Annotated in this window: 10 protein-coding genes; 8 read left to right on the top strand and 2 right to left on the bottom strand. The window is 72.0% G+C overall.

All coding sequences use genetic code 11. From position 1 onward, the window contains the following. Window positions 1-162: 162 nt before the first annotated feature. The 4 genes from ACH5AC_RS12130 (at window position 163) to ACH5AC_RS12115 (ending at window position 10,361) form a co-directional block, all read left to right on the top strand. Window positions 163-4,218, top strand: coding sequence for a molybdopterin-dependent oxidoreductase (locus ACH5AC_RS12130; protein ID WP_398862195.1), 4,056 nt, complete (start codon window positions 163-165; stop codon window positions 4,216-4,218). A 135-nt stretch (window positions 4,219-4,353) separates the two neighbouring features. Further along, window positions 4,354-8,286: a glycoside hydrolase family 2 TIM barrel-domain containing protein gene (locus tag ACH5AC_RS12125; RefSeq protein WP_398861655.1), complete on the top strand. Its 3,933-nt coding sequence runs from the start codon at window positions 4,354-4,356 to the stop codon at window positions 8,284-8,286. 127 nt (window positions 8,287-8,413) lie between these two features. Next, on the top strand, window positions 8,414-9,826 hold the full coding sequence (gene lpdA, locus ACH5AC_RS12120) for a dihydrolipoyl dehydrogenase (RefSeq protein WP_398861654.1): 1,413 nt from the start codon (window positions 8,414-8,416) through the stop codon (window positions 9,824-9,826). A 76-nt stretch (window positions 9,827-9,902) separates the two neighbouring features. Then, complete coding sequence (locus tag ACH5AC_RS12115; protein WP_398861653.1) at window positions 9,903-10,361, top strand: hypothetical protein; 459 nt, start codon at window positions 9,903-9,905, stop codon at window positions 10,359-10,361. Between the two features lie 30 nt (window positions 10,362-10,391). Here the strand turns inward: ACH5AC_RS12115 and ACH5AC_RS12110 are convergent, their stop codons facing one another. Then, window positions 10,392-10,748 carry an ArsR/SmtB family transcription factor gene (locus ACH5AC_RS12110; protein WP_398861652.1) on the bottom strand — a complete coding sequence of 119 codons (357 nt, stop codon included), beginning with the start codon at window positions 10,746-10,748 and terminating at the stop codon, window positions 10,392-10,394. Window positions 10,749-10,804: 56 nt separating this feature from the next. Between ACH5AC_RS12110 and ACH5AC_RS12105 the strand changes: the two genes are divergently transcribed. The 3 genes from ACH5AC_RS12105 to ACH5AC_RS12095 all read left to right on the top strand — a co-directional run bounded on the left by ACH5AC_RS12105 (window position 10,805) and on the right by ACH5AC_RS12095 (window position 14,870). After that, a complete protein-coding gene (locus ACH5AC_RS12105) occupies window positions 10,805-12,808 on the top strand; it encodes a heavy metal translocating P-type ATPase (protein WP_398862194.1) in 2,004 nt (667 codons plus the stop codon). An 88-nt stretch (window positions 12,809-12,896) separates the two neighbouring features. Further along, window positions 12,897-14,378 (top strand): AlkA N-terminal domain-containing protein, encoded by a 1,482-nt coding sequence (locus ACH5AC_RS12100; RefSeq protein WP_398861651.1) that lies wholly within the window; start codon window positions 12,897-12,899, stop codon window positions 14,376-14,378. A 9-nt stretch (window positions 14,379-14,387) separates the two neighbouring features. After that, on the top strand, window positions 14,388-14,870 hold the full coding sequence (locus ACH5AC_RS12095) for a methylated-DNA--[protein]-cysteine S-methyltransferase (RefSeq protein WP_398861650.1): 483 nt from the start codon (window positions 14,388-14,390) through the stop codon (window positions 14,868-14,870). 5 nt (window positions 14,871-14,875) lie between these two features. Here the strand turns inward: ACH5AC_RS12095 and ACH5AC_RS12090 are convergent, their stop codons facing one another. Next, a complete protein-coding gene (locus ACH5AC_RS12090; RefSeq protein ID WP_398861649.1) occupies window positions 14,876-15,610 on the bottom strand; it encodes an SIR2 family NAD-dependent protein deacylase in 735 nt (244 codons plus the stop codon). Between the two features lie 77 nt (window positions 15,611-15,687). Between ACH5AC_RS12090 and ACH5AC_RS12085 the strand changes: the two genes are divergently transcribed. Next, window positions 15,688-15,891, top strand: coding sequence for a type II toxin-antitoxin system VapB family antitoxin (locus tag ACH5AC_RS12085; RefSeq protein ID WP_398861648.1), 204 nt, complete (start codon window positions 15,688-15,690; stop codon window positions 15,889-15,891). Window positions 15,892-15,982 lie beyond the last annotated feature (91 nt).

Genomic DNA, 15,982 nt, shown 5'->3' with positions numbered 1-15,982 from the left:
TTCGGGAGACACTTGCGTAATCAGCTCTTCGTACCGTCGACAATGGCTCTGACCAGGGCGATCGGTAGAAGGAAAGGGGCGCGTGTGGCCGTGCCGGACCCGCGGACCGACAACGTGACCACCGTGCGCACGGTCTGCTCGTACTGCGGTGTGGGCTGCGGCATGGTGCTCGACATCGGCACCGGACCGGACGGCCGTCGTACGGTCCGGAAGGCGTCCGGCGACAAGGAGCACCCCGCGAACCTCGGCCGGCTGTGCACCAAGGGCGCCACCACCGCCGACATGCTCGCCGCGCCGGGCAGACTGACCACCGCCCTGGTCCGCGCGGACCGCGGCGAGGAGCCGGCGCCCGTGCCCGTGGGCGAGGCCGTCGCCGAGACGGCGGCCCGGCTGCGCGCCATCGTCGACGAGCACGGCCCCGACGCCGTCGCCCTCTACGTCTCCGGGCAGATGAGCCTCGAGGCCCAGTACCTGGCGAACAAGCTGGCCAAGGGCTATCTGCGCACCAACCAGATCGAGTCCAACTCCCGGCTGTGCATGGCGAGCGCCGGCACCGGCTACAAACTGTCCCTCGGGGCCGACGGCCCGCCCGGCTCGTACGAGGACCTCGACCGCGCCGATCTCTTCCTGGTCATCGGCTCCAACATGGCCGACTGCCACCCCATCCTCTTCCTGCGGATGATGGACCGGGTGAAGTCGGCCGGCGCCAAGCTGATCGTCGTCGACCCGCGCCGCACCGCCACCGCCGAGAAGGCCGACCTCTTCCTCCAGCTCCGCCCGGGCACCGACCTCGCCCTGCTCAACGGCCTGCTGCACCTGCTGCACGCCGACGGCCACACCGACCCCGACTTCATCGCCGCCCACACCGAGGGCTGGGAGGCGATGCCCGCCTTCCTCGCCGACTACCCGCCCGCCACCGTCGCGGAGATCACCGGCATACCCGAGGCCGACCTGCGGGAGGCAGCCCGGCTGATCGGTGCGGCGGGGGAGTGGACCAGTTGCTGGACCATGGGCCTCAACCAGTCCACCCACGGCACCTGGAACACCAACGCCCTGGTCAACCTGCACCTCGCCACCGGGAAGATCTGCCGCCCCGGCAGCGGCCCGTTCTCCCTCACCGGGCAGCCCAACGCCATGGGCGGCCGCGAGATGGGCTACATGGGGCCCGGGCTGCCCGGCCAGCGGTCCGTCCTCGTCGACGCCGACCGCGCCTTCACCGAGCGACTGTGGGGGCTGGAGCCGGGCACCATCCGCGCCGACGGCGTCGGCCGGGGCACCGTCGAGATGTTCCAGAAGATGGCCGACGGCGAGATCAGGGCGTGCTGGATCATCTGCACCAACCCCGTCGCCTCCGTCGCGAACCGCAAGACGGTCATCGAGGGCCTGGAGGCCGCCGAACTCGTCGTCGTCCAGGACGTCTTCGCCGAGACCGAGACCACCGCGTACGCCGATGTCGTGCTGCCCGGCGCCCTGTGGACCGAGACCGAGGGCGTCCTCATCAACAGCGAGCGCAACCTCACCCTCGCCCGCCCCGCGGCCGACCCGCCCGGCGAGGCCACCGCCGACTGGCGCCTCATCGCGGACGTGGCCCGCGCCATGGGCTACGAGGACGGCTTCTCCTACGACAGCGCCGAGCAGATCTTCGAGGAGATCAAGGGTGCGTACAACCCGCAGACGGGGTACGACCTGCGCGGAGTGACCTACGACCGCCTGCGCGCGACACCGGTGCAGTGGCCGGCGCCGACGCCCGACGGCCCCGACCGCAACCCCATCCGCTACGTCGACGACCGCACCGGCGCCCTCACCTTCCCCACCCCCAGCGGACGCGCCGTCTTCCACGCCCGGCCGCACCTCGAACCCGCCGAGATGCCGGACGACGACTATCCGTACGTCCTGAACACCGGCCGCCTCCAGCACCAGTGGCACACCCTCACCAAGACCGCGCGGGTGGCCAAGCTCAACAAGCTCGACCCCGGTCCGTTCGTGGAGATCCACCCGCAGGACGCCGCCGCACTCGGCCTCACCGACGGTGACTCCGTCGAGGTCGCCTCCCGGCGCGGGCGGGCCGTACTGCCTGCCGTCGTCACCGACCGTGTCCGGCACGGGAGTTGCTTCGCGCCCTTCCACTGGAACGACCTGTTCGGCGAGTACCTCAGCGTCAACGCCGTCACCAGCGACGCCGTCGACCCGCTCTCCTTCCAGCCGGAGCTGAAGGTGTGCGCGGTGTCGCTGACCAAGGTGTCCACGCCGGTGACGGTGCAGACGCCGGTCCCCCCGCCGCCGGTTGTCGTACCGACCGCTGTTCGGCCGACTGCTCTTCAGCCGACCGCCGTCCACCCTTCCGCCGCCGCCGTGTTCGGCCTGGAGCCCGCCCCGCCGCCCGTCCTCACCGCACACGAACGCCAGTACCTGGTCGGTTTCCTCGCCGGGATCCCGGCCGGCGCGCCCGGTGTCCCGGTGCTGCCCCCGGACGCCCCGTTCAGCCCGGAGCACGCCCTGTGGGTCAACGGCACGCTCGCCGGCATGTACTCGCGGACGACCGCCGCCCCCGCCCCGCCGTCCGCCGTCACCCGCCAGGTGGTGGTCCTGTGGGCCTCCCAGACCGGCACCGCCGAGGAGTTCGCCGCCGCCACCGCCGAGCGGCTCACCGCGGGCGGCCACGCCGCCTCCCTGCTCGCCATGGCCGACGCCGACCCCACGGCCCTGCCCACCGACGCCGACCTGCTGCTGATCACCAGCACCTTCGGCGACGGCGACGCCCCCGACAACGGCGCCCACTTCTGGGACGGCCTCACCGCGCCCGACGCCGGACGCCTGGAGGGCCGGCGGTTCGCGGTCCTCGCCTTCGGCGACTCCTCCTACGACGACTTCTGCGGACACGGACGCCGACTGGACGACCGTATGGGCGAGTTGGGCGCGGTACGGCTCGCACCGCGCACCGACTGCGAACCGGACTACGAGGCGCGCGCGCAGGAGTGGCTGGACCAGGTCTTGCGCGCCCTGAAGGAGTCGGGTCCGGCGGCGACCGCGACCGTCACGGCGCCCGCCGCACCGGCACCGCTGCCGGCGCCGGAGCGGTCCCCGTCGCGGCCCAAGCGCCCCACCCCCGTCGCCGCCCGGCTCACCGGCAACCGCCTGCTGAGCCTGCCCGGTTCGGGCAAGGAGGTGCGCCGCTTCACCTTCGACACCCGCGACAGCGAGACCCCGCTCGTCTACGAGGCGGGCGACGCGCTCGGCGTACGCCCGCTCAACTCGCCGGAGCTGGTGGGGGAGTGGCTGACCGTCACCGGTTTCGACGCGCACACGCCCGTGCACCTCGACGGGGTCGGTGAACTCACCCTGTCCGAAGCCCTGTTGCGGCACCTGGACATCACCCGGGTCACTCCGGCGCTGCTGCGCTTCACCGCCGACCGCACCCGCGACCCACGCGAACTGCGCAAGCTGCTGCGCCCGGACAACAAGGGCGAGCTGGCGAAGTGGACCTGGGGCAGGCAAGCGGTGGACGTGGCCGCCGAGTTCGGCGTCCGGGCCGGGGCGCAGGAGTGGGCCGAGGTGCTGGGGCGGCTGCAGCCGCGCCTGTACTCGATCTCGTCGAGCCCGCTGACCGACCCGCACCTGGTCTCGCTCACCGTCTCGGTCGTCCGGTACGAGAACCTGCGCGGCCGGCCCCGGCAGGGCGTCTGCTCACCGTTCCTCGCCGACGCCGCGCCCGGCACCGAGGTGCCGGTCCATGTGCAGCGCTCCGCGCACTTCCGCCCGCCCACCGACCCCCGCACCCCGATGGTGATGGTCGGCCCCGGCACCGGCGTGGCGCCCTTCCTCGGCTTCCTGGACGAGCGCCGCGCCCGCGGCCACCGCGCGCCCAACTGGCTGTTCTTCGGCGAGCAGCGCCGGGCGACGGACTTCTACTACGAGGAGGAGCTGACCGCTTTCCTCGCCGACGGCACCCTGACCCGGCTGGACACCGCCTTCTCCCGCGACCAGCGGGCCAAGGTCTACGTCCAGGACCGGATGCGGGAGCACGGCTCCCAGCTGTGGTCGTGGCTGCGCGACGGCGCTCACTTCTATGTGTGCGGCGACGCCTCCCGCATGGCCAAGGACGTCGACCGGGCGCTGCGCGACATCGCCGTCCTGCACGGCGGGCTGGGCGAGGAGGAGGCGGCCGCGTACATCAAGCAGCTCGCCGCGGACAAGCGGTATGTACGGGACGTTTACTGACCATCCTGTGATCACTGAGCGTTGAGATTCGGTCAGTTCGGCGCGTTGGCGTTCGCTCGCTCAACATAATCGGACAAGATCTGACGCACCTTGCGCCGCACAGCCGTACTGTCCGTCCTCAGGAAGGTCACGGTCATGTCGCACCCCCCTGTGTCACCCTCCGGTCGTCTCGTCAGTCGCCGCCGTCTCCTGGAGGGATCCGCCGCCGTCCTCGGCGCGCTCGCCCTGTCCGGAGCGCCCGGCGCCGCCGGCCGCGCCGAGGCGGCCGACGCCGGCCCCGAATGGAACGGCCGCATCGACCTCTTCCGGCTCGGCACCGAGCCGCCGCACACCACGCTCATGCCGTACGGGAGCGTCGGTCAGGCCATGGCCGCCGACCGCACCCGCTCGCCGTACCGGATGAGCCTCGACGGCACCTGGAAGTTCGCCTACGCGGACCGCCCCGACGACCGCGACGCCGACTTCCACCGCACCGACCTCGACGACAGCGGCTGGGAGACCATCCCGGTCCCCTCCTGCTGGCAGCTGCACGGCCACGACTTCCCCATCTACGTCAACATCACCTACCCCTACTGGGGCCCCAACGGCCTCGGCGAGGACCCCCAGCCGCCCCACGCGCCCACCCGCTACAACCCCGTCGGCCAGTACCGGCGCACCTTCACCGTGCCCCGCTCCTGGGCCGGACGGCGGACGTTCCTGCACTTCGAGGGCGTGAAGTCCGCGCACTACGTGTGGATCAACGGCGAGCTGGTCGGCTACCACGAGGACTCCTTCACCCCCGCCGAGTACGACATCACCCCGCATCTGAAGCCGGGCACCAACCAGATCGCGGTCGAGGTCTACCGCTACTCGGACGGCGACTGGCTGGAGGACCAGGACATGATCCGGCTGAGCGGCATCTTCCGCTCGGTCTACCTGTACTCCACACCGGCCGTGCGGCTGCGCGACTTCAGGCTGGAGACGCCGCTGGGGGACGGGTACACGTCCGCCGAACTGGCGGTGACGGCCAGCGTGCGGGACTCGGCGGGCGGTTCGGGATCCGGTGGGCGGTATACCGTCGGCGGAGGATCGCATACCGGCGCCGCCACGCGGTACACCGTCGACACCATGCTGTACGACGCCGACGGCCACCCCGTCTGGTCCCGCCCCCTGCGGCAGACCGCCGACCTCGGCGCCGCACCCGCCGGGGAGGACGTCACCGTCCGCGCGGCGAAGGCCGTCCCCGGACCCCGCCTCTGGTCCGCCGAGGACCCCTACCTCTACACCGCCGTCCTCCAACTCCGTGACCCCGCCGGCCGGGTGATCGAGACCCTCTCCCACCGCGTCGGCCTGCGCGAGTTCGCCCTCAAGGACGGCCTGATGCGCATCAACGGCCGGCCGGTCTCCTTCCGCGGCACCAACCGGCACGAGATGCACCCGGACCGCGGCATGTCCCTCACCCGCGCCGACATGGTGAAGGACATCGAGGTCATCAAGCGGATGAACATGAACTCCGTCCGCACCTCGCACTACCCGAACAACCCGCTCTGGCTCGAACTCGCCGACCGGTACGGCCTCTATGTCGTCGACGAGACCAACCTGGAGACCCACGGCATCCGCGGCGAGTACCCCGGCAACCACGCCGACTGGAGCGCCGCCTGTGTCGCCCGCGCCCAGAACATGGTCCACCGCGACAAGAACCACGCCTCGGTCGTCATCTGGTCCCTCGGCAACGAGGCCGGCGGCGGCAGCACCTTCGTCGCCATGCACGACTGGATCAAGTCCTACGACACCACCCGCGTCGTCCAGTACGAGGGCGACGACCGGCCGGCGATCAGCGACATCCGGTCGGAGATGTACGACAGCCCGGCGACCGTCGAGTCCCGTGCGAGAAGCACGAGCGACACCCGGCCGTACGTCATGATCGAGTACTCCCACGCGATGGGGAACTCAGTCGGCAACTTCACGAAGTACTGGGACCTCGTCCGCCGCCACGACGTCCTCCAGGGCGGCTGGATCTGGGACTTCGCCGACCAGGCCCTCACCTGGCCCACCCCCACCCGCCAACTCCTCACCGAGACCGGCCCCGGGAGCATCCGCGGCGAGGTCATGGCGGCCGGCGCCCGCTTCGACCGCGCCCGCGGCGTCTCCGGCGCCACGATCTTCGCCCGCGACCCGCTCCTCGACCTCACCGGCTCCCTCACCCTGGAAGCCTGGGTCACCCCGCGCGTCACCGGCTTCCACCAGCCGATCCTCGCCAAGGGCGACACCCAGTACGCCCTCAAACAGAGCAACCAGAACCTCGAGTTCTTCATCCACGGCGACGGGCAGTGGGTCAGCGCCAGCTGGGCCCTGCCCGACGACTGGACCGGCCGCGAACACCACATCGCCGGCGTCTTCGACGCGGACGCGGGCACCCTCACCCTGTACGTCGACGGCACCGTGCGCGCCACCCGCACCACCACCCGCCGCCCCGGCAACAACACCGCGCCGCTCGCCCTCGGCAACGACGCCGACAACCCCACCCGCGAGTTCAGCGGCACCATCCGCCGCGCCCGCGTCTACGCCCGTGCCCTCGGCGCCGCCGAACTCGCCGCCACCGGACGCGGACCCGGCGACGAGGGTGTCCGCTTCTGGTTCGACGCGGCGACCGTGAAGGTCACCGAGGAGCGCGCGGCCGGGAAGACCTTCCTCGCCCACGGCGGCGACTGGGGCGACAACCCCAACGACGGCAACTTCGTCGCCAACGGCATCGTCACCGCCGACCGCGCCCACACCGGCAAGGCCGCCGAGGTGAAGCGCGTCTACCAGGCGATCCAGGTCACCGCGGGCACCACGCCCGGCGCGGTCACCCTCACCAACGAGAACCTCTTCACCAATCTCCGGACATACCAGGGCAGTTGGGCACTGGTCGCGGACGGGAAGACCGTACGGCACGGGAAACTGACAGGCAGTCAGCTGGATGTGGCGCCCCTGACGAGCAAGGCCATCACCGTGCCGGTCGGGCTCCCCGCCGTTCCGGCGCCCGGCACCGAGTACTTCCTGGAGCTGTCCTTCACCACCAAGGAACGCACCCCGTGGGCGAAGCCCGGCTTCGAGGTGGCCCGGGCCCAGCTCCCGCTCGACGCGGGCAGCCCGTCCGTGACTCCCGTCCCGCTGAGGGACGTACCGGCCCTGACGTACGAGGACGGCGCCACGGCCGTCACCGTCACCGGCGACGACTTCTCGGTCACCGTCGACAAGAGGAGCGGCGTCATCACCTCCTACGAGGCCGGCGGCGTCCCGCTGATCGTCTCCGGCCCCGAGCCCAACTTCTGGCGGGCCCCCACCGACAACGACCGGGGCAACGGTCAGCACACCCGCAACCGGACCTGGCGCGACGCCGGCCGGAACCGCACCGTGACCGGCGTCCGGGTGCGCGCGCTCGGCGACCGGGCCGTCGAGATCACGGTCGACGGGATCCTGCCGACAGCACCCACATCGTCCGCATACAGCACAATGTATACAGTCTTCGGCAACGCCGAGATCAAGGTCGACAACACCCTGCGCCCCGGCGCCGCGAGCCTGCCCTACCTCCCGGAGGTCGGCACGCTCCTCCACCTCCCCGCCCGCCTGGAACGCCTGCACTACTACGGCCGCGGCCCCGAGGAGAACCACTGGGACCGCAACAACGGCACCGACGTCGGCCTGTACTCCGGCACCGTCACCGGCCAGTGGACCCCGTACGCCCGCCCCCAGGAGAACGGCAACAAGACCGACGTCCGCTGGGTCGCCCTGACCGACCGCGACGGCGTCGGCCTGCTCGCCACCGGAGAACCCCTCCTGGAGGTCAACGCCTCCCACTTCACCCCCGAGGACCTCTCCGTCGGCGCCCGCCACGACTACCAGCTCACCCCGCGTGAGGAGGTCGTGCTCCGGCTCGCCCACCACCAGATGGGAGTGGGCGGCGACAACAGCTGGGGCGCCCACACCCACAACGAGTACAAACTGTTCGCCGACCGCGACTTCGCCTACACCTACCGCCTGCGGCCCCTGACGGACGTATCCAGGGCCACGGCGGCCGCCCGCCGCCCGACGGCCGTGGAGTAGCGCGGGTCCGGCCCGTGTCCCGCCGCGATCTCCGCCACACCTCGATGATCTCTGTGGCGGCGTTCGCGGCGGAGCGGAACAATCTCCCACGGAACGCCATACAGAACCGAGGGAAGAGAGACCTCCCATGGTCGAGCAGGACGAGCGATTCGACGTCGTCGTACTCGGAGCGGGCCCCGGCGGCTACGTCGCCGCCGTCCGCGCCGCCCAGCTGGGCAAGCGCGTGGCGGTCGTCGAGGAGAAGTACTGGGGCGGCGTCTGCCTCAACGTCGGCTGCATCCCCACCAAGGCCCTGCTGCGCAACGCCGAACTGGCGCACATCGTCACCAAGGAGGCCAAGACCTTCGGCATCAAGGTCGACGGCCAGGTCTCCTTCGACTACGGCGAGGCGTTCCGCCGCAGCCGCAAGGTCGCCGACGGCCGCGTCAAGGGCGTCCACTACCTGATGAAGAAGAACAAGATCACGGAGTTCGACGGCCGCGGCACCTTCCTCGACGACCACACCCTCCAGGTCACCGGCTACGACGGCAACACCGTCACCCTCGGCTTCGACCACTGCATCATCGCCACCGGCGCCACCCCGAAGCTGCTGCCCGGCACCAAGCGCACCGCGCGCGTGGTGACGTACGAGGAGCAGATCCTCGCCGAGGACCTCCCGGAGTCCATCGTCATCGCGGGCGCCGGCGCGATCGGCGTCGAGTTCGCCTACGTCCTGCACAACTACGGCGTGAAGGTCACCGTCGTCGAGTTCCTGGACCGCATGGCCCCGCTGGAGGACGCCGAGGTCTCCGCCGAGCTGGCCCGCCAGTACCGCAGGCTCGGCATCGACGTGCTCACCTCCACCCGCGTCGACGCCATCGACGAGTCCGGCCCGAAGGTCCGCGTCACCGTCACCGCCAAGGACGGCGCCCAGCGGGTCCTGGAGGCCGACAAGGTCCTCCAGGCGATCGGCTTCGCCCCGAACGTCACCGGCTACGGCCTGGAGAGCACCGGCGTGAAGGTCACCGACCGCGGCGCGATCGACGTCGACGGCCGCTGCCGTACGTCCGTCCCACACATCTACGCCATCGGTGACGTCACGGCGAAGCTGATGCTCGCCCACGCCGCCGAGGCGATGGGGGTGATCGCCGCCGAGACGATCGCCGACGCGGAGAGCATGGAGCTGGACTACGTCATGATCCCGCGCGCCACGTACTGCCAGCCGCAGATGGCCAGCTTCGGCTACACCGAGGCCCAGGCCCGTGATCTGGGCTACGACGTCAAGGTCGCCAAGTTCCCGTTCACCGCCAACGGCAAGGCGCACGGCCTCGGCGACACCACCGGCTTCGTCAAGCTGATCAGCGACGCGACCCACGGAGAGCTGATCGGCGGCCACCTCATCGGCCCGGACGTCACCGAGCTGCTGCCCGAGCTGACCCTGGCCCAGCAGTGGGACCTCACCGTGCACGAGGTCGCCCGCAACGTCCACGCCCACCCGACGCTGGGCGAGGCGGTCAAGGAGGCCGTGCACGGCCTCGCGGGCCACATGATCAACATGTAGGTTCCCGGGCGGGCCCGTTCACCCGGGCGGCCCCGCCACGGTCGCCGCCCGCGGGGAGGTCGGCTGTGCTGGCCGTATGAGCGCCGGACCCGACCCCAGCCCGCAGGGCGACATCGGCACCTCCTGGAGCACCCCGCCGCGACAGCGGCCAGGCCGCACGGACGGCTGGGGCGCGGGAGGTGTCGTCTTCGCCGGCGTCCTGATGCTGTGCAACGGCGTCCTCGCCGTGTTCCAGGGCATCGCGGCCATCGCGGAGGACGACGTCTACGGCAGGGTCGGCTCCTACGTCTACGAGCTGAACCTCACCGGCTGGGGCTGGATCCACGTCATTCTCGGCGCCGTTGTCGCCGCCACGGGTGCCGGCCTCCTCAGGGACGCGGCCTGGGCCCGCTTCACCGGCATCCTGCTGGCCGCGCTCAGCCTGGTCGCGCAGTTCCTCTTCCTGCCGTACCTGCCGCTCTGGTCGCTCGTGGTCATGGCCATCGACGTGTTCGTGATCTGGGCGCTGGCCACCTGCCGGGAACGGACCGCCTGAGCCGGCAGGGCACCGGCCCCGGCCCCGGTCTTATTCGGCCGCGTCGCTGATGCCCAGCCGCAGATGCTCCACGTGGTAGACGGCCTGGTCGAGGAGTTCGGCGACATGGTGGTCGTGCAGCGCGTACACCACCGAGCGGCCGCGCCGCTCGCCGACCACCAGCCCGAGGTTGCGCAGCAGCCGCAGCTGGTGCGAGCACGCCGACTGCTCCATGCCCACCTCGGCCGCCAACTCCGTGGCGGGCAGCGGCCCTTCGCGTAGCCGGGCGAGGATCAGCAGCCGGGAGGGCGTGGACAGGGCCTGGAGGGTGGTGGCCACCTTGGCGACGTTGTCCGCGTCCAGGCGGACCCGCGCGGTGGTTTCGGTGGTGACGGCTCCATGACCCATGGCCGTATCCTACCCACCACATATGAACAGATGAATGTCTCTTCATGTGTTCCTGTATGGTGGGCCGGGTGTCAGCGACTCTTGCCTCCTCCCCGTCCGCCTCCACCACCTCTCCCGCCGCGCCGCGTCCGCCGGTGGCGCCGTGGCGCCGTACCCGCGTCCTGGCCCTGCCCGAGGCCCGGTGGGCGCTGCTGGCGACCGTCGCGTTCCTGGTCGGCCTTGTCCTGGATCTGGTCGGCGGTATGCCGTTCTGGACCTACGGGATCCTGTATGCGATCGCCTATGTCGCCGGTGGCTGGGAGCCCGCGCTGGAAGGGCTCAGGGCCCTCCGCGAGAAGACTCTCGACGTCGACCTGCTGATGATCGTCGCGGCCCTCGGCGCGGCCGCCATCGGACAGGTCTTCGACGGCGCCCTGCTGATCGTCATCTTCGCCACCTCCGGCGCCCTGGAGGCCCTCGCCACCGCCCGCACCGCCGACTCCGTGCGCGGTCTGCTCGACCTCGCCCCCGACACCGCGACCCGTCTCACAGCCGACGGCGAGGAGACCGTCCCCACCGCCGAACTCGCCATCGGTGACCTGCTGCTGGTCCGGCCGGGGGAGCGGATCGGCGCCGACGGCCAGGTGGTCGACGGCGTCAGCGAGGCCGACCAGGCCACCATCACCGGCGAGTCCCTCCCGGTCGTCAAGCGCCCCGGCGACGAGGTCTTCGCCGGCACCCTCAACGGCACCGGCGCCCTGCGCGTCCGCGTCGCACGCGACCCCGGCGACTCGGTCATCGCCCGGATCGTCACCCTCGTGGAGGAGGCGTCCCGCACCAAGGCACCGACCCAGCTGTTCGTCGAGAAGATCGAACAGCGGTACGCGGTCGGCGTGGTGGTCGCCACCCTCGCCGTCTTCGGTGTCCCGCTGGCCTTCGGCGCCGACCTCACCAGCGCCCTGCTGCGCGCGATGACCTTCATGATCGTCGCCTCGCCGTGCGCGGTGGTGCTGGCCACCATGCCGCCCCTGCTCTCCGCCATCGCCAACGCCGGCCGCCACGGCGTCCTCGTGAAGTCGGCGGTGGCGATGGAACGGCTGGGCGATATCGACACCGCCGCCCTCGACAAGACCGGCACCCTCACCGAGGGCGCCCCCGAGGTCACCGACGTCCGCCCGCTGCCCGGCTCCGGCCTCACCCCGGACACCCTCCTCGCCCTCGCCGCCTCCGCCGAGCACGCCAGCGAGCACCCGCTGGGCCGCGCGATCGTGGCGGCGGCGGGGGAGCGCGGCCTGACCCTGGCGCCCGCCGAGGACTTCACGGCCATCCCCGGGAAGGGAGTCACCGCCGTGGTCGCCGGCCACACGGTGAGCGTGGGCCGCGGCCAGGCGACCCCCACGGACGAGCCCCCGGCCCACGGCGCCACGGTCGGCCGAGGACAGGCGTCCTCCGCAGCCGAAGCCCCGGCCGACGGCGCCACCGTCGTCCAGGTCACCCGCGACGGCAGCCCCGTCGGCACCCTCGCCCTCGCCGACCGGCTCCGCCCCGCCGCGCCCGCCGCCACCGCCGCGCTCACCGCCCTCACCGGCACCACCCCGGTCCTCTTGACCGGTGACGCCGCGCCCGCCGCCGCCCGTGTCGCCGACGCCACCGGCATCGCGGACGTGCGCACGGACCTGCTCCCCGACGGCAAGGCGGACGCGATCCGCGACCTCCAGCGCACCGGCCGCACGGTGCTGTTCGTCGGCGACGGCGTCAACGACGCCCCCGCCCTGGCCGTCGCACACGCCGGCGTCGCCATGGGCAGGGCCGGCTCCGACCTGGCGCTGGAGACCGCGGACGCCGTCGTCGTCCGCGACGACCTCACCGCCGTCCCCGCCGTCGTACGGCTCTCCCGCCGCGCCCGCCGCCTCGTGCGGCAGAACCTGGTGATCGCGGGCGTGTGCATCGCCGGCCTGGTGATCTGGGACCTGGCCGGGCACCTGCCGCTGCCGCTCGGCGTCGCCGGACACGAGGGCTCCACCGTGCTGGTGGGTCTCAACGGCCTGCGTCTGCTGCGGGAGTCCAACTGGCGCAGCTGACCGCTCGGGCGGGGCCGAGGCCCGGTCCCGCCAGGTTGATGTCGGATTCCTGCCAGCCCCACCCCGCAGGCTGTCCGATGCTGGACGCATGCAGAACGGGATGTACTCCGACCGGGAGCGCTGTGCGCGCGCCGTGCGGTCCAAGGACGCGCGGTTCGACGGCTGGTTCTTCACCGCCGTCCTGACCACGCGTATCTACTGCCGGCCCAGCTGCCCCGTCGTGCCGCCCAGGCCGCAGAACATGACCTTCTACCCCAGCGCGGCCGCCTGCCAGCAGGCCGGCTTCCGCGCCTGCAAGCGCTGCCGCCCCGACACCAGCCCCGGATCCCCCGCGTGGAACCAGCGCGCCGACCTCGTCGCCCGCGCCGTGCGGCTGATCGGCGACGGCGTGGTGGACCGCGAGGGCGTGCCCGGCCTCGCCGCCCGCCTCGGCTACAGCACCCGTCAGGTCGAACGGCAGCTCCTCGCCGAACTGGGCGCCGGCCCGCTCGCCCTGGCCCGCGCCCAACGCGCCCAGACCGCCCGGCTCCTCATCGAGACGACCCGACTGCCCATGGCGGACGTGGCGTTCGCCGCCGGCTTCGCGTCGATCCGCAGCTTCAACGACACCGTCCGCGAGGTCTTCGCCCTCTCCCCGACCGACCTGCGCGCCCGCGCACCCCGCCGGAGCAGCGACGCCACCCCGGGCACCCTCCAGCTCCGGCTGCCGTTCCGCGCCCCGCTCAACCCCGACAACCTCTTCGGCCACCTCGCCGCGACCGCCGTACCGGGCGTGGAGGAGTGGCGGGACGGGGCGTTCCGGCGGACGCTGCGGCTGCCGTACGGGCACGGCATCGTCGCGCTGACCCCGACCCCCGACCACATCGCCTGCCGCCTCACCCTCAGCGACCTGCGCGATCTCACCGTCGCCATCAGCCGCTGCCGCCGCATGCTCGACCTGGACGCCGACCCGGTCGCCATCGACGACCAGTTGCGCACCGACCCGCTGCTCGCACCGCTGGTCGACAAGGCGCCCGGCCGCCGGGTGCCCCGCACGGTCGACGAAGCCGAGTTCGCCGTACGGGCCGTGCTGGGCCAGCAGGTCTCCACGGCGGCCGCCCGCACCCACGCGGCCCGCCTGGTCACCGCCCACGGCGAATCCGTCGACGACCCGGAGGGCGGCCTCACCCACCTGTTTCCTTCCCCCGAGGCACTGGCGGCAGTGGACCCGGAGTCCCTGGCGATGCCACGCACCCGCCGTACCACCTTCACCACCCTCGTGGGCCAACTCGCCGACGGGTCCCTCCACTTGGGCGTGGAGAGCGACTGGCAGGAGGCGCGAGCCCGCCTCCTGGCCCTCCCCGGCTTCGGTCCTTGGACGGTCGACGTCATCTCCATGCGCGCCCTCGGCGACCCCGACGCGTTCCTTCCGACCGACCTCGGAATCCGGCGCGCGGCAGGCGAGTTGGGCCTGCCGTCCACCCCCGCCGCCCTCACCGTACGCGCAGCCGCCTGGCGCCCCTGGCGGGCGTACGCGGTCCAGTACCTGTGGGCGACCGACAGCCACCCGATCAACTTCCTGCCTGTCTGAGGACCTTCCATGCGTCAGCACAACGTCATCGACAGCCCGTACGGCCCCCTCACCCTCGTCGCCGACGACGGTGTCCTGTGCGGCCTCTACATGACCGAACAACGCCACCGCCCGCCCGAGGAGACCTTCGGAGCACGCGACGACCGGCCCTTCGGCCCCGCCATGGACCAGCTGCGGGCCTATTTCGCAGGCGAGTTGAAGGAGTTCACCCTCGAACTGCGCCTGTACGGCACGCCCTTCCAACGCAGCGTCTGGGACCGGCTCCGCGCCATCCCCTACGGTGAGACCCGCACCTACGGCGAACTCGCCGACGCCCTCGGCAACCCCGCCGCCTCCCGCGCCGTCGGCCTCGCCAACGGAAAGAACCCGATCGGCGTCATCGTCCCCTGCCACCGCGTGATCGGCGCGGGCGGCGGCCTCACCGGCTACGGCGGCGGCCTGCACCGCAAGCAGCGCCTCCTCGACTTCGAGAGCGCGGCGGCGCTGTTCTGAGCCTCCTAGCCGCCCAGCTCGCCCAGCTCCCCCAGCAGCCTCGGCAGCGCCGTCCCGATCGGCTCCCGTACGACCTCGTCCGCGAGCCCGTCGTACGGCGTCGGCTCGGCGTTGACGATGACGAGCCGTGCCCCGTGGTCGGCGGCGACACCGGCGAGGCCCGCGGCGGGCTGGACCTGGAGGCTGCTGCCGACGGCGAAGAACACCTGGCACGCCTTGGTGATCGCGACCGCCTCACCGAGCACCACCGGGTCGAGCCGCTCACCGAACATCACGGTCGCCGACTTCAGGATCCCGCCGCACTCCAGGCACGGCGGATCCTCCTCACCGGCCTCGACCCGGGCGAGCGCGTCCTCCATCGGCCCGCGCGCATGACACTGGGTGCAGACCACACTGCGCGCGCTGCCGTGCAGTTCGAGCACCTTGCGGGCGGGCATCCCGGCGAGCTGGTGCAGCCCGTCCACGTTCTGCGTGATCACCCGCACCGGCACCCCGGACCGCTCCAGCTCGGCCACGGCCCGGTGCGCCGCGTTCGGCTCGGCCTTCAGCGTCCGGTTCTTCCGCCGCAGCTGCCACGACCGGCGCCGGATCTCCGAATCCCCCATGTAGTACTCGTACGTGACGAGCTTCTCCGCCTCCGGATCCCGCCGCCACAGCCCGTTCGGCCCGCGGTAGTCGGGAATCCCGGAGTCGGTGGAGATACCGGCGCCGCTGAGGATGGCGACGAGGGGCTTGGTCATGGCACCGAGGGTAGGCCGGGGCCGCGGGCACGGCGAACGGATATCCGTACCCCCACCTGTGGTGCTAGCGTCCCCCCATGGCCAAGGTCACTGTCTCCCTGGACGCCGAACTCGTCGTCGAAGCCATGGTGCTCGCGGGGGTGGGCAACCCCCAGGACGCCGTGGAACTCGTGGTGCGCGACTACATCCAGCGCGGCCACCGCACCGAGGCCCGCGTCGCCGACCGCGACGAGGCCCTGCACGACCTGAACAGCGGCACCGTGAACCCCGAGACCGCCTAGGTGTTCTGCCCACGGAGGTTGGTGACAGCGATCACTGACGTGTGATCTTGAAATGGGTGAGGGCCCTCTGGCTCGGTGTGGATTGCGAGAT

Origin of the sequence: Streptomyces sp. NPDC018693 (assembly GCF_044391385.1) — a bacterium.
In the GTDB taxonomy this organism is placed as follows: Bacteria; Actinomycetota; Actinomycetes; order Streptomycetales; family Streptomycetaceae; genus Streptomyces.
Note: the sequence above shows the minus strand (reverse complement) of the source record. Positions and strands in the feature narration are given on the sequence as shown.